Here is a 13517-nt window from a genome sequence, read left to right as displayed (position 1 = left end):
GACCTCGACGGCTACACCCTCGTCCGCCACCAGGGCTGGACCGACACCGCCCCAACCCTGCCCCCCCACCCCTCCCGCTCCTAACCCACGCCTCCCCATCCAGCGCCGCACAAAACGCCCCGTTCCAGACCAGGGCGGAACCAGACCAAGGCGGAAGATGATCTACCAAGACGTGGAACCCTGACCGGGCAGGCGGCGCTCCGACACCGGCCAGCGAGTCTCATCGGCAACCCGAGGAACGCGGCTAGTAGGGCGCGCGGGCGCGTTGCGCGTACAGGTCGTAGCCCGCGCTGAGCATCGAGGTCGCGGCCAGGGTGCACCAGTACAGGCCGCTCACCGATCCGGTGACGCGGGCCAGTGCGATGCGGTTGCCCTTGGCCGACTGCGCGGCGGTGACCTGCTTGTCGAGCACGCTGAGGGTGCCGTGGGTGTCGCCGTGGGCCAGGGCGCTGCAGGCGCTCCAGATCAGTTCGGCGGTGTCGGCGGAGTAACCGGCGGCCGGTGCGGCGTCGCGGACCATGTCCTTATAGGAGGCCGGGGTCTTGTTCAGTGTCTTCTCGGCCTCGGCGGCGGTGACGCCGAGCGCGGTGGCCAACAGGGCGTACAGGTCGGTGAGGTCCTGCTGCAGGGTCTTGGCGCCGGGGTTGCTCAGCAGGCCACGGATCCGGTGGGCGGCGCGGATCTCGGCGCGCTGCATCGCCAGCCGCCGGGTGACGCGGCCGGGGCGGTCTGCGGGATGCAGCAGCCACACCGCTCGTGCGGCGTTCTCCATCCCAGCGCGTAGCAGGGTGAACTGGGCGTGGGTGTGGATCACCAGCCGGTCGGTGCCGTGAAGTGAGGAGTGCAGGCCCAGGAGGTGATCTTGGGCGACGGTCAGGGCGTGCCAGGCTCCGTGGCCGACGTCGTGCGGGTGCGACTTGGCCTCGTCGCCGGCCAGCGGGCTGCCGGGCTGGATCTCCCACGCGTGCGGGCTGGCTTGCACCTCTTGGTGGCGCTGATGCTCGCGGTCGAGCAGGCGCGCCAGCTTGTGCAGGAACTCCTGCTCATCACTCATGGTCACCGACGGTACGCCGACGTCCGGCAAGACAGCCAAGCAATTTCCCGGCCGTTCTACCTAGTTGGCGGGTCGTAGGTCGGTGACGGGTCCGGTGCTGGGGATGGTGGGGCGGTGGGGATGCTGCCGCCAGCCGCCAGGGCCGCCAGGGCCGCAGCGACGGTGAGCGCGAGGAACATGTTGGGGTAGCCGCCGAGTGCGGCCGCGAGGGCGGCTCCGGCGAACGGGGCGATCGCGGTGGCGGTGGTGACGGGGGCGGCCAGGATTCCGGACAGGGAGCCGTAGGCGGCTGTTCCCCAGCGGTCGGAGACGGCGGTGGCCTGCAGGAGCGTGGCGATGCCGCGGGTCGTCCCGGCCAGGAACGCCACGGTGATGAGCAGGGCCATCGGACCGGGGATGAGGGCGAGGGCGGCGGTGGTGGCGGCCGACAGCGACAGGATCAAGATGGTGCGGGTGCGGACACCGGTGCGGCGGGTCAGAAGGCGGTAGCCGAGGCGTCCGGTGACCTGGCCGAGGCCGCCGAGTCCCAGTGCCCAGGCCGCGACGCTGGGGTCGGCGCCGCGGGAGGTGAGCAGCGGGATGAGGTTGACCACGACCGCGAACGCGGTGAAGGCCGACAGGGTCAGCGCCGCGGTGAGCATGATGAACGGGCGGCTGCGTACCGTCCCCCATACGGCGGCTCGTCCCACGGCGCGGTTCTGGACGTGTGCGGTGCGGCCGGTCGCATCGTCACGCGGCGATGGCCACGGGCGGCGCAGGGCCAGCCCGTGCAGCGGGATGGTCACCACGGCCAGCACTACGGCCAGTGCGAGGTAGGCGCCGCGCCAGGACAGTTGCGCTGACAGCGCGTCGGTGAGCGGCGCGAACACGGTGCTGGCCAGCCCGGCGACCAGGGTGAGGGTGGTCAGTGCGGTGACGTGGCGGGGCGCGTAGTAGCGGGTGAGCGCGGCGAACGCCGGTTGGTAAAGGACGGCGGACATCGCCACCCCGGCCACCAGCCAGCACGCGGTGAACCACCAGAAATTGGGCGCCGCCGCGAGCCCCAGGACCGACAGCACGGCCAGCACCGATCCGCCGGTCATCAGGGCGCGCGGTCCGCGGCGGTCCAGGGCGCGGCCGACCGGGATTCCGCCCAGGGCGGCCACGACCAGCGCGGCGGAGAACGCGGCGGTGATGGTGCCGGTGGACCAGCCGGTGTCGCGGGTGATGGCGGGAGCCAGTACCGGGAAGGCGTAGTACAGGACGCCCCAGCTGGTGATCTCGGTGACGCACAACGCGGCCAGGGGGCTGTTCGCGGCCCGCCGCGCGTGGTCGCGTACCGACCGGGCTCCGGCGGCCGGAACCGCCGGAGCCGCCGGAGCCCGGTCTCGGGCGGCGGGTTCGGCCGCGTCAGGCATCGGCGCGTTCGGCCTCGCCTGAGTAGCCATGCACGATGCCGGTCGCAAAGCCCAGACCGGCCGGGGCGCCGACACCGATGCTGATCGGCTCGGGTGTGGATGCGCCGCCACAGCATGAGCCGCTCTCGGCCTCGGCTTCGGCGTTGGACGCGGCCTCGGGAGCCGACGGTGTCGAGCAGGACGTCCCGCATCCACCGTCCTGCGCGGTGGAGCCCGGCAACTGGTCCTCGGTGACCAGACTGGTCGAGCAGACGCCGGTCTCGGGCAGGTCGAGCTGAACGGTGTCGGCCGCCTCCCGGTCCCCGGCCAGCGCGGCGACGATCGAGCGGACCTGCTCATACCCGGTCGCCATCAGGAAGGTGGGGGCGCGGCCGTAGCTCTTCATCCCGACCAGGTAGAACCCGGCCTCGGGGTGGGCGAGATCGCGCTCGCCGTGCGGCGGCACCGTCCCGCACGAGTGGAAGTTCGGGTCGATCAGCGGGGCCAGCTTGACCGGGGCCTCGGTGCCGGGATCCAGGTCGAGCCGGATCTCGCGCAGCATGTCCAGGTCGGGACGGAAACCGGTCGCCGCCACCACGGTGTCGGCCGCGATGACGCTTTCCCCCTCCGCAGCGGTACCGGTGACCTGGACGGCTCCATTACTGGTGGTGAAGCGGGTGATGGTGAAGCCGCGGACCAGGTCGATCTCGCCGTCTTCCACGGCCGTCTTCAGGCGGGTGCCGAGCGCGCCGCGGGCGGGCAGGCCGTCGGCGTCGCCGCCGCCGTAGAGGCGGGCGACCGACGCTGCGCGCACGGCCCAGGTGATGCGGGTGCCGGGCTCGGTCTTGGCGAGTTCGGCCAGAGCGAGCAGGGTGTTGGCGGCCGAGTGGCCCATCCCGACGACCAGGGTGTGACGTCCGGCGAAACGGTCGCGGTCGCGGCCCAAGACGTCCGGCAGCGGCCCCGCCAGATATGGCGCGGCCTCCTCTTCGCCGGGCGCGGGCAGCCCGGAGTGGCCGAGGGGGTTGCCGTGGCCCCACGTCCCGGACGCGTCGATGACGGCGCGGGCGGCGAGGTCGGTGACTGTCCCGTCCGGGCCGACGGTACGCACGAGCAGCGGGTGCTCCTCGCGGCCGACGGTGCGGGTGACGTCCAGGCCCTGCCGGGCGACGGCGACCACGCGGGTTCTCGTTCGGATCCGCCCCGCCAGCTCCGGAACGCGGGCCAGAGGCGTCAGATAATCGCGGACCAGTTCAGCTCCGGTGGGCAGGGCGTCAGGGGTGGGCAGCGTCCAACCGGTCGGCTCCAGGAGCCGCCGGGCAGCGGCGTCGGTGTCGTACCGCCACGGCGAGAACAGCCGGACGTGCCCCCACTCGGAGATCGCCGCACCCACCTGCGCCCCGGCCTCCAGGACGATGAAATTCAGCCCGCGCTCGGCCAGGTGCGCCGCCGTTGCCAGCCCCACCGGCCCGGCTCCGACGACCACCACCGGAAGTCCCGTCTCCTCGGACTTGGCGTCGTGGACGCATCCGCATCCGGCCGCCGTCTTGGCCTCGGTCACGGTCACCGCCGGATCCAGGGACTGCTCGGCGTCGGTACAGCAACCGCCGACTCCGCAGCAGGCGCTCTCGCCTACCGTCCCGGTGCGCTCATGAGACTGGTTCACCTCGGCCATGGTGCCTCTCTTCCTACCTGCGCGGGCAGGGCGTCTTACGAAACACCCCAGATCCGCTTGCTTCGATGTTCTTCTAAGTAGAGGGCTAGTTTGCATCCTTGCATCGACAGGTGTCAAATTAGAGGCATGTCTAAGTTGATGGAGTTGGAAGACGTCACCGCCTCGGTGTGCTGCGAACCGCTTAGCGAGTCTGACCTGGGCGAGGCGGAGGCCGTCGAGCTCGCCGGGGTGTTCAAGGCCTTGGCGGACCCGATCCGGCTACGGCTGTTGAACATGATCGCCTCGGCCGAGAGCGGGGAGGCGTGCGTGTGCGATCTGACTGTCCCGTTCGAGTTGACCGCCCCGACCATCTCCCACCATTTGAAAGTGCTGCGCCAGGCCGGATTGATCGACGGCGAACGACGCGGGACCTGGGTGTACTACCGGGTGATCCCCGAACGATTGACCCGGCTGTCCGGCCTTTTCGCGCTGCCCAAGGCCGCCACCGCCTGAAGTCCCCACACCCATCGATCACCCCTTCCGAGCATGCCCCCCGCATCAGCCGGTGCGCCGCAGCAGCGGCGCCTCCTTGCGTAGGCGATTGAGAACATGGCGGGCGTCGGCACCGACACCACGCAGCGTCGCCGAGGCGAAGCAGCGCTGCCACTCCAGCCCCACATAGCCCAGCCCCGGGTGAGCGGTGGAGACACCGCCCTGGTGTAGCGGCTGGCCGCCTTCATCCAGCGCGCCCAACTCCTCCAGGTACCCCACGCCGGGCCGGAAGCCGGTGGCAAGCAGGAGCACGTCGAGGGGTTCTCGCGTCCCGTCCTGCCACACCACGCGGTCGCCGTCCAGGCGGGTGAACATCGGGCGTCGGTCGGGATTGCCGGTGGCGATCTGAGCCCGGTAGGTGCCAGTGTCGAAAACAGGCGTGCCCTTCCCGCCGGTGAGCAACCGGCGCGCCCAACCGGCCGTGTCCAAGCCGGTGCGCTGCAGCCACAGGTGCATGTCGACGCCCAGCACCCGCTGCGGCATGAACCGGAGCCGATGCCGGGTGGCGAGTGTGACTCGGGCGTGCCCGGCCAACTCGATGCCGATCTGCACCGCTGAGTTACCGCCGCCCACGATCACGACCCGCCGGTCGGCGAACTCCTCCGGTCGCCGGTAGTCCGAGGAATGCACGACCGTGCCGGTGAACGAATCAAGGCCCGCCAGTTCCGGACGGTACGGGCGGCTGAACGCGCCCGTCGCGGCGATCACGATCGGCGTGCTGAAGCCCTGCCCGTCCTCGACGACGACCTCGAACCGCCGCCCCAGCCTTGGCTCGGAGTCGGTGACTGCGACCTTCACGACGCGATGCCCGGTGCGGATGTCGGCGTCGAGGCGTTCGGCGTAGGCGGTCAGGTAGGCGACGACCTCGTCCCGGGCGGGATAGCCGTCCGGGTCGCCTGGAAACGGGGTCCCCGGCAGAGCGCTCCGCCGCGCCGGGGAGAACAAGGTGAGGCTGTCGTAGTAGTGCGGCCACGACCCGGCTGTGGACTGTGAGGCTTCCAGCAGCACCGGCGCCAGGCCGAGCTGGCGGGCGACGTGGGCGGTGGCCAGCCCGGCCTGCCCGCCACCGATGATGACGATGTCGGCGTCCATGCGTCCCAACATATTGTCATTTTGTTAAATGTCAATGTGACGATGGGTGCTCTAGGATCCAATACGGACGACGGGGGAGGTGACATGAACGAGCCGGTGGTCGACCAGGTATCGAGCACGCTGTCCGAGCCGACAGCGGACGCGCCCGGCTGCGGCACCGGTGAGGCCGCCCAGCTCGGTCAGCAGGCGCGGGAATTCCTTAGAGCACTGGCCAGCGAACAGAGGCAGCAGATGCTGGAGCTGTTCACCGGCGGGATCGAGCTCACCGTCGGCACGGTCGCCGAACGCCTGGGCATCGCCCAGCCCACCGCGTCCCAGCAACTCGCTCTCCTGCGTCGCGGCGGCCTACTCACCTCCCGCAAACACGGCAAGCAGGTCTTCTACCGCATCGACGCCGCCACCGTGGAGCACTCACTCAACGAGTTGCAGACCTACCTGCGCACCTGCTGCCCACCGGACGCTCAGCAAGATCCCTGACTCGTCCCCCCTCAAGGCACCGACGATTCGGGGCCGCTGCGGTGCCCGGTCGACGCCTGGCGCTATCGAGCCCATGCACGCTGCTGCACGGCCAGCGCAGATCCACCGTGATCGTGAAGCTCCACTGGCGTCCTAGCTCACGGAGTCGAGGGCCAGTGGGGCAGGCGGATCTTTACGGAAGAGGTTCGCCGGTGGCGAAGGTCGAGGTCACAGCCGATCTATGCACTCGCGGTCCCTTTACCTTTTCGGCCTGAGCACGCCCAACGACCTGCGTTCTCGCAGGTCACAGCAGATCTGAGCACATCGGCGCTCGGCCGTGAGCAGTCAGCGGCGCCGACCGAATGCCCATGGAACGCATATGCCGTAGCGGATACCTGACGTCGTCGATCCATCACGACCTTCGGGGGCGTCATGAGCAACCACCAGATCAGCGAGCAGCGCACGTCGCACACGACCGCCGGCGACCGGTCGGGTAACGCGCTGACCGTCGCGGAGCGTTCATTCGAGCTGCTGACCACCGGGCCGAACCCGCTGTCGATCGACGGACGGGCAGTGGGCTGCGGTCTGCCTGCGCGGGCGGTCGACCTGGCCGAACTACGAGCACTGCTGCTCGGGCAAGGCTCCTCCAACCACCTAAAGGACGCCGCGTGGTGCGAACTCGTCCAGCGGGCACGGACTGGGGACTCGGCCTGGGTGGTGGGCTGCGTCGGGGTGGCGATGCCCGGTCTGAAGAACACCGCCGCTCGGGTGCTCCGTTCGAGTCCGACTCGGCTCGCCGACGACATCGTGTCCGAGCTGCTGACGGAGTTCGTCGCGCAGCTGGCGCGTGTCGACGTCGAGCGTCCCCACATCGCCGCCCGCCTGATGCTGTGGGCACGCAAGGGCGCGCTCCGCGCGCGCGGCCGCGGCCTCCGCGACATGCCATGCGATCCGTTCGAGCTACCCACCGGGGCGTCAGGTCCGGACATCGACGCGGTCGTCCTGCTGCTGGACGCGGCACGTCAAGGGATCATCAGCCCGGCCGGTGTCGAGCTGATCAGCTCGACCCGCTTGGACGGCGTTTCCGTCCAGGATCTGGCCCGGGAGTGGGGCGTCCCGGCCAGCCGACTGTACAAACAGCGCAAAGCGGCGGAGATGCGTATTGTGACCGCAATTCGAGAAGGTCATATCTCGACTGCGCTCACCGCCGCGCCCATGCCATATGGGATCTGAGGTGGCCGCCACGTCATTTCAAGATCAATGATGGTGAAATGCGGCAAAGGGGTCGGTATGTCGAATTGGGTAACACCAGTACGGCCCCTGCGACTGGCGCCAGTGACATACTGTGACCAGGATCTTCAGCGCCGGGAGAGGGGGAGGCGTTCCGTGGCTGGCGGTGACGCCGCGTCAGAGAGGGCGGCCGAAGTTGTCGCGGCACCGCCTCTGGCCCGCAAGGTCGACTACCTGTTCCGGCGGATGCATCCAGAAGATCGTGGACCCTACTCCCTTCAGGAGGCCGCAGCCGCAATCGCCGAACTGACGGGAGAGAAGATCTCACACAACACCCTGTGGAAACTGCGCACCGGCAAGAACGACAACCCCACCAAGCGGGTACTTGAGGCCCTGGCAACTTTCTTCGGGGTCCCTCCTTCCTACTTCTTCGACGATGAAGTGTTCAGGACCGTCGAAGAACAGATCGAACTGCTGGCCATGCTCCGCGACACCGGGATACGTAGCGGGCACCTGCGCAGTTTCCTGCGGTTGTCGCCGGAGGCCCAGCGGATGGTCGGTGAACTGATCGAGTCGACCGCGCGCTTGGAGCAGCGTGCCAGGCCGGACGATCTCGATTCTTCTCCGGAGAGTTGAGCCACCTGTGCCATAATCACGTTCCGTAGTGGAATCGCTCCAGAGAGTCCGCTCATGAGTGTGGGCACTCAGCATGGGTCCGGGGAGGTGACCGGGTGCGGGGAGACACGCTGCGACGGCGGTGTCGTGCTCGTGTGGAGACTCTGAAGGTTCCCAAGCCGTGGGATTTTGAGCAGTTCTGTGCCCGCGTTGCTTCTCATACGGGCAGAACGTTGCGGGTGATCCTAGTCCCGGCCATGCCGGAGGGACTGTGCGGGGTATGCATCTCCACCGCTAGTGCCGACTACGTGTACACCCCGACAGGAACCACGCCGTTCCATCGGGAACACATCGCGCTACACGAGATCGGCCACCTACTTGCCGGCCACCGAAGTGGGGTCGAAGTGGCGGATCTGGCGAAGATGTTGCTGCCCGATCTGAACCCCGCGGTGGTGCGCGCGGTGCTGGGACGCACCAGCTACACCAGCGAGCAGGAGCGCGAAGCCGAGCACTTCGCCACCCTGGTCATGGAGCGGTCGCGCCCCAACCGAACCGGCCCACGGCCCGCCGTCGCCGACCCGGCCGTTGCCGCCGTTCTTGGCCGCTTGGAAGACACCTGGGGACGCCGCACTATGTCTCGACGGTCCGAGGCGGTCGGCTCGGCCACAGCCATCGGATCGCCCGTGGGCGATGCGAGAGGGGCTTAAGCCCCTAGCGGCTCTGGCGAACGGACGACCACTCACATCGGGGGCTGTTGGTGATCAACGTTGTTTTCTGGGCCGCGGCCGCGGCGGCGTTCGTTGCGGCGGCTTACAAGGCATATGGCCTCCGCAGTCCAGATTCGCCACCTGGGCTGGGTTCAATATGCCTGCTGCTCATGACGGCCGGCCTGGCATTGGTGCTTATCTCGGACAAGGCTCAACATGCAGAGAGCGCAATATATCCCAATCTGGGCCGCCTCTTGTCCAATCTGTGCACCATGGTCGCTGCTTTCGCAATCTTGACGTATCTCCTGAGCATTACATGCTCACGGGAAGAAACCCGCATACGCATCCGCCGGTGGCTGATGGTGTTGCTCGTCACTGTGACCGCAATGATCGGTCTTTTTGTCGCCAGCCCACTTCCTCCGGTTGTCGGAGACTTCGGCCCCATGTACCACGGGCATCCCACGCTGGTCGGATACATCTTGATCTTCGTCATGTTCATGGGATGGGCCTTTTCCAGTCTGGCCGTAACCACCGCACGGTACGCGGGACTGGCCCCGCGAGCTGCCCTGAGTGCGGGCCTGCGCATTGTGACTTTTGGCTGCGTGCTGGTGATCATCTACCTAATCGAGAAGACGGTGGTGGTGGTCGCGCTGTGGCTGCAACTGGGCACATTGGTGCCGGGGCACGACCGGCCCTGTCCCAGTCCGCTACATCCTCCCGGCTGTGTGTTCTCAGTCGGTCTGCCCGTGCTGGCAGCGCTGTCGCTCACGATCGGCATGACGTTGCCCGCGTGGGGACCAGCCGTCGCCGCCCCCGCGCGCTGGTTGCGGTACAGGCGGACCTACCGGCGCCTAGACCCGTTGTGGAGGGCGCTTGCGGCGGCGATGCCCCAGATCGTGCTACCCCGGAGCGGGCCGGATCGTCTGAGCTACCGCTACGGAGTCCACCGCCGAGTAATCGAGATCCGCGACGGACTGCTCATCCTTGGGCCATACCGAACCTCCGACGCGTCATTCCGAACAGAGAGCACTTCGTGTGGTGCTGAGTCGGAGACCCGAGAGATGGCGGCACAGCGAGAGGCGCTGTCTGTCCGCAGGGCCTTAGCCGCCTATCGATCCGGCCAGCCAGTCGGCGAACACGCCCGCAACCCCACACTCACCGAACCCGAGTTCCAGACCGGCCACAAGGGCAAGGACCCGATGCACAGCGAGGCCGGAGGCGATCTGGACAGCGAAGCCGACTGGCTGATGCGCGTGTCCTCAGCATTTTCCGCCTCCGCCAACCTGCCTGAAGCCGTGACTCAGGGCCCACGCCCGGTAGACGTCCATGACGCCCCAGGTCCCTCTGATCCCGATTGAGGAGTTCCTTGTGTTCGACGCCGACTTCCACCGCAATCCCTACCAGGCTTACGACAGGCTGCGCGCCCAATGCCCGGTCCAGCAGGTGAGAGTCTCCTCCCGCGGCCACCACTCCTGGATGATCACGGGGTACGAGGAGGCCCGCGCCGCCTTGGCCGATCCACGGCTAAGCAGAGACACCCGCCGATTCGGATATCTGTTCGGCGACCGCCGCGACATTCCCTCGGCCCTGCGGGCCAACATGCTGGCCACCGATCCGCCCGACCACACACGACTGCGCCGCCTGGCCGCTCAAGGGCTCACCTCCGCCGCTGTGAACCGGCTCCGGCCCCGCATCCAGAAGGTCACCGACCAACTGCTGGACACGATCGCGCCACGGGGCGCCGCCGATTTGATCAACGACTTTGCCGTGCCTCTGCCGGTCACCATCATCTGCGAGCTTCTGGGAGTCCCCGAGCGCGACCGGCCACAGCTTCGCCTCTGGTCCAACACGCTGTTCACCAACGCCGATGCCGCTACCCGCGATCAAGCCTCCCACGGCATCGCCGACTACATGGCGGACCTGGTCGACCGTAAACATCGTCGCGCAGTCGACAGCCCTGCTCCCCACGACGAGGACGGAGACTTGCTCAGCACCCTGATCGAGGCCCGCCATCGCGGTGACCGCCTCACCCATGAGGAGTTGGTGTCGCTGGCAGTGCTCCTCCTGATCGCCGGGCACGAGACGACCACAAACCTGATCGGCAATGCCACGCTGGCGCTACTGCTCCATCCTGCTCAGCGCACCACCCTGGCGTCTGAGCCCGGCCTGCTCGACGCGGCCATCGAGGAGTTCTTGCGCTACGACTCGCCCCTCGGAATCGCCACCGTCCGATTCACTACCCAACCGGTCGCCTACGGCCCAACCACGATTCCTGCCGAGCAGATCGTCATGATCAGTATCGGTGCCGCCAATCGTGACCCCGCCCATTACCCCGGCCCGGCCACTCTGGACTTCGCCCGCGCCGGGGCCGGGCACGGTCACCTGGCCTTCGGCCATGGTCCCCACTACTGCCTGGGATCCGGACTGGCCCGAGTTGAAGCCCATATCGCCCTGACCGGCCTACTCACCCGCTTCCCCCACCTACGCCTGGACACCACACCCGAACAGCTTGCCTGGCGCCCGAGCCGGATGATGCGCGGCCTGCGCACTCTCCCAGTCCGCTGGCACCTCGGCTCATGCTGAGCCCTGCCCAGACGAATGGTCGTTGGGGGCAAGCCCCGTCCTGAGCGGAGGCGCCGTAACCCGTCGTGTGATCGCGGGACGACGTGCAGATGAGTGTGATTTCCGCCCGCAGGGTGAGCTCAGGGGGCATGGCGGCCCGTAGTGAACCACCGACCGTCGCGTTCCCTCCTGCGTGGACCCACTTGGCCGCGTGTTCACGGATGCTCGTGTTGAAGGCGTTCCGGTGCCGCCACGACTTGAGGTGTCCGAAGATCCTCTTGGCGAAGCACGGCGCGGTCTCCTGGTCGGGCCACACCTTCAAGACCCTTGCGATGCCGCTCACGGGACGTCGAGAGATCGCATGGCGTCCTGCATCCCAGCTGCCGGGTGGGTCGCATGGTGCGAGGGCAGAGGCGAGGCGCGGGGCAGTCCATCACTTTCAGTCCAAACTCGACGAGCAGTCTGTGGCCCACTCGTTGACAATGAGTGCGAGAGTAACTACTCTCCGTAGCCGTCGCTTCACTTATAAGTGAAGAGCCATCGTTCAGCTGGCAACACTACGGGGGATACACCATGAGCCAAGCTGCTCACCCATCAGGCGAGGAAGCCGTCGGGGCCCGGACGACCCTTGACCCGGCCGTGCAGGCGGTCGCGCGGATCGTGGACGCCTACGCACCACCGCAGGCGTCGACGTTCCTGCCTCATCAGTGGAAGGGCCTGCAGGCCGACCCCTACGCTCTGCGCCGCGAGAGCGACGCACTGGCCGATCGCGAGGACCTCGACCTCGAACTGATGGCCATCGGCATCGCGGCCCAGGCCATCGCCCTCGGCCCCGAGCTGCACCGCATCGCCATGGCCACCCGCGGCCGCGTCCGCTGCCACACCAGCATGGGGGTGAGCTGGATCATGATGGCCGCGCCGCCCGCCACCGGTTCCGCGGCATACATCACCGCGTGCCGGTTGCTCGCTCAGGCGGGCGCCACCGACCAGCAGCTGCGCCGCCGGGGCCTGCTGCTCAGCCCGCCGCAGGTGGCCCAGTCCGCCTGACCACTCGCACCAGCCGCCTGGACTCAAGGCGCAGGGCAGGTGGAAGCCGGAGAGCTTGCCGGGGGCGCCATCCCCGGCAAGCTCCGCTGGATCGCTCTGGTGATCAACGCAATGACGGCGATCGGGTGATGTCTATAAGGAGCCAAACGGCCGGCTTCTGCGACTCACCGTCGCTCCAACTGATCTCCAGCGGCAAGACCCCGAGGAATGTGAGCATCATGACCGTCACGGTGACAAGCCAGGTCAGTATCTGCCACTACCCCGCCAAGCCCACGGTCGTAGGCATGGCTCGCGATCACACCTCTGCCGCTCTTCGTGATTGGCGTGCCCCGGTGTCGGTCGACGATGCCGTACTGGTCGTCAGCGAACTGGTCACCAACGCCATTCGCATCTCGGGGTCGACTGACCGCGTCACCCTCCGCCTGCAATGGATCGGCCACGGGCTTGTGCTCGGCGTCTGGGACGGCTCCACGGAAATGCCGACAGTCGACACTACCGGAGATCCGACACTAGACGAAATCGATCCCGACCCTGCAGCCCTTGGGTGCGGCGATGACCGAATGGGCGGATGGGGGCTTCCGCTAGTCCGAGCACTAACCGTCGCGTTCCAGGTAGAGCGAACATACTCGCCGATCGGTAAGTGGGTAACCGCGCTACTCCCCGTCCGTGGCCACGGCGACAAAGTCGCGGCGGCCAGCAATCTACGGAGATCACCTTGAGCAGATACGAGCGAACAGTAATCAGGTCCATGCTCCAACGCTGGTTGCTGCTCCCAGTTGCCATGGTTCTCCTAACAGGGTGCGCAGGTGAGAATGGTGCCGTTCCACTACCACCCGCTGCCGACTCGCCGAAGGCTCCGTCATCACCACGCTCTGATGTCGCGATCAAAGTTGCCTACGTCGCATTCATCGAGATCCTCGACCGCGCCGACTCATTGCCGCCAAGCACGCGGGGAGAACAACTCTCGATGTATATGACCGATCCTCAACTGACACGAGTGATCGGCAGAGTCCAAGCAATGAAGAGGGACAACCTCGCCTCATACGGACGAGCAGTTCCCCACGTACAGCACATTGAAGTCACGGGCGGAGACGCTACGCTTCGCGACTGCCAAGACTCTAGCAAGGCCGGGATTCTCAACGCACTCACCGGACACAGGATAAATCGCGGAA

The 13517-nt window shown here is 67.6% G+C and carries 13 protein-coding genes; 9 read left to right on the top strand and 4 right to left on the bottom strand.

Features of this window, described 5'->3' with window-relative positions:
• Nucleotides 1-244: 244 nt before the first annotated feature.
• From ACH01S_RS25215 to ACH01S_RS25205, 3 genes are read right to left on the bottom strand one after another with little or no spacing between them, the layout of a single operon-like run.
• The gene (locus tag ACH01S_RS25215) at nucleotides 245-1054 is read right to left on the bottom strand and encodes a hypothetical protein (RefSeq protein WP_067896283.1); all 810 of its coding nucleotides are present in this window, start codon (nucleotides 1052-1054) and stop codon (nucleotides 245-247) included.
• 56 nt (nucleotides 1055-1110) lie between these two features.
• Entirely contained in the window at nucleotides 1111-2451 is a 1341-nt protein-coding gene (locus ACH01S_RS25210) for an MFS transporter (RefSeq protein ID WP_083981112.1), read from the bottom strand.
• A complete protein-coding gene (locus ACH01S_RS25205) occupies nucleotides 2444-4096 on the bottom strand; it encodes an FAD-dependent oxidoreductase (protein ID WP_246236816.1) in 1653 nt (550 codons plus the stop codon). Before ACH01S_RS25205 ends, ACH01S_RS25210 begins: the two co-directional genes overlap by 8 nt.
• A 135-nt stretch (nucleotides 4097-4231) precedes the next feature.
• Between ACH01S_RS25205 and ACH01S_RS25200 the strand changes: the two genes are divergently transcribed.
• Nucleotides 4232-4597, top strand: a complete 366-nt coding sequence (locus tag ACH01S_RS25200) for an ArsR/SmtB family transcription factor (protein WP_067896281.1) — start codon at nucleotides 4232-4234, stop codon at nucleotides 4595-4597.
• A 45-nt stretch (nucleotides 4598-4642) separates the two neighbouring features.
• Here the strand turns inward: ACH01S_RS25200 and ACH01S_RS25195 are convergent, their stop codons facing one another.
• The gene (locus ACH01S_RS25195) at nucleotides 4643-5728 is read right to left on the bottom strand and encodes a flavin-containing monooxygenase (RefSeq protein ID WP_067896279.1); all 1086 of its coding nucleotides are present in this window, start codon (nucleotides 5726-5728) and stop codon (nucleotides 4643-4645) included.
• 84 nt (nucleotides 5729-5812) lie between these two features.
• Between ACH01S_RS25195 and ACH01S_RS42590 the strand changes: the two genes are divergently transcribed.
• The 8 genes from ACH01S_RS42590 to ACH01S_RS43830 all read left to right on the top strand — a co-directional run bounded on the left by ACH01S_RS42590 (nucleotide 5813) and on the right by ACH01S_RS43830 (nucleotide 13064).
• Entirely contained in the window at nucleotides 5813-6205 is a 393-nt protein-coding gene (locus tag ACH01S_RS42590; RefSeq protein ID WP_083981110.1) for an ArsR/SmtB family transcription factor, read from the top strand.
• Between the two features lie 411 nt (nucleotides 6206-6616).
• Nucleotides 6617-7417, top strand: coding sequence for a hypothetical protein (locus ACH01S_RS25185; RefSeq protein WP_083981109.1), 801 nt, complete (start codon nucleotides 6617-6619; stop codon nucleotides 7415-7417).
• A 153-nt stretch (nucleotides 7418-7570) separates the two neighbouring features.
• Complete coding sequence (locus tag ACH01S_RS25180; protein WP_218010388.1) at nucleotides 7571-8050, top strand: helix-turn-helix domain-containing protein; 480 nt, start codon at nucleotides 7571-7573, stop codon at nucleotides 8048-8050.
• A gap of 134 nt (nucleotides 8051-8184) precedes the next feature.
• On the top strand, nucleotides 8185-8736 hold the full coding sequence (locus ACH01S_RS42585; RefSeq protein WP_174564910.1) for a hypothetical protein: 552 nt from the start codon (nucleotides 8185-8187) through the stop codon (nucleotides 8734-8736).
• A gap of 50 nt (nucleotides 8737-8786) precedes the next feature.
• Nucleotides 8787-10094 carry an MAB_1171c family putative transporter gene (locus ACH01S_RS25170; protein WP_342787071.1) on the top strand — a complete coding sequence of 436 codons (1308 nt, stop codon included), beginning with the start codon at nucleotides 8787-8789 and terminating at the stop codon, nucleotides 10092-10094.
• A 10-nt stretch (nucleotides 10095-10104) separates the two neighbouring features.
• The gene (locus tag ACH01S_RS25165) at nucleotides 10105-11319 is read left to right on the top strand and encodes a cytochrome P450 family protein (protein ID WP_218010387.1); all 1215 of its coding nucleotides are present in this window, start codon (nucleotides 10105-10107) and stop codon (nucleotides 11317-11319) included.
• Between the two features lie 552 nt (nucleotides 11320-11871).
• A complete protein-coding gene (locus ACH01S_RS25160; RefSeq protein ID WP_148344477.1) occupies nucleotides 11872-12345 on the top strand; it encodes a hypothetical protein in 474 nt (157 codons plus the stop codon).
• A 218-nt stretch (nucleotides 12346-12563) separates the two neighbouring features.
• A complete protein-coding gene (locus ACH01S_RS43830) occupies nucleotides 12564-13064 on the top strand; it encodes an ATP-binding protein (RefSeq protein WP_169809350.1) in 501 nt (166 codons plus the stop codon).
• Nucleotides 13065-13517 lie beyond the last annotated feature (453 nt).

Source organism: Actinomadura chibensis NBRC 106107 (genome assembly GCF_001552135.1).
GTDB classification, from domain to species: domain Bacteria; phylum Actinomycetota; class Actinomycetes; order Streptosporangiales; family Streptosporangiaceae; genus Spirillospora; species Spirillospora chibensis.
The sequence above is the reverse complement of the archived record's forward strand: the minus strand, read 5'-3'. Positions and strand labels throughout refer to the sequence as shown.

Coding starts and splice junctions, on each gene's coding strand:
- ACH01S_RS25215 (WP_067896283.1), bottom strand. CDS start 1,054: ATGAGTGATGAGCAGGAGTTCCTGCACAAGCTGGCGCGCCTGCTCGAC.
- ACH01S_RS25210 (WP_083981112.1), bottom strand. CDS start 2,451: ATGCCTGACGCGGCCGAACCCGCCGCCCGAGACCGGGCTCCGGCGGCT.
- ACH01S_RS25200 (WP_067896281.1), top strand. CDS start 4,232: ATGTCTAAGTTGATGGAGTTGGAAGACGTCACCGCCTCGGTGTGCTGC.
- ACH01S_RS25195 (WP_067896279.1), bottom strand. CDS start 5,728: ATGGACGCCGACATCGTCATCATCGGTGGCGGGCAGGCCGGGCTGGCC.
- ACH01S_RS42590 (WP_083981110.1), top strand. CDS start 5,813: ATGAACGAGCCGGTGGTCGACCAGGTATCGAGCACGCTGTCCGAGCCG.
- ACH01S_RS25185 (WP_083981109.1), top strand. CDS start 6,617: ATGAGCAACCACCAGATCAGCGAGCAGCGCACGTCGCACACGACCGCC.
- ACH01S_RS25160 (WP_148344477.1), top strand. CDS start 11,872: ATGAGCCAAGCTGCTCACCCATCAGGCGAGGAAGCCGTCGGGGCCCGG.
- ACH01S_RS43830 (WP_169809350.1), top strand. CDS start 12,564: ATGACCGTCACGGTGACAAGCCAGGTCAGTATCTGCCACTACCCCGCC.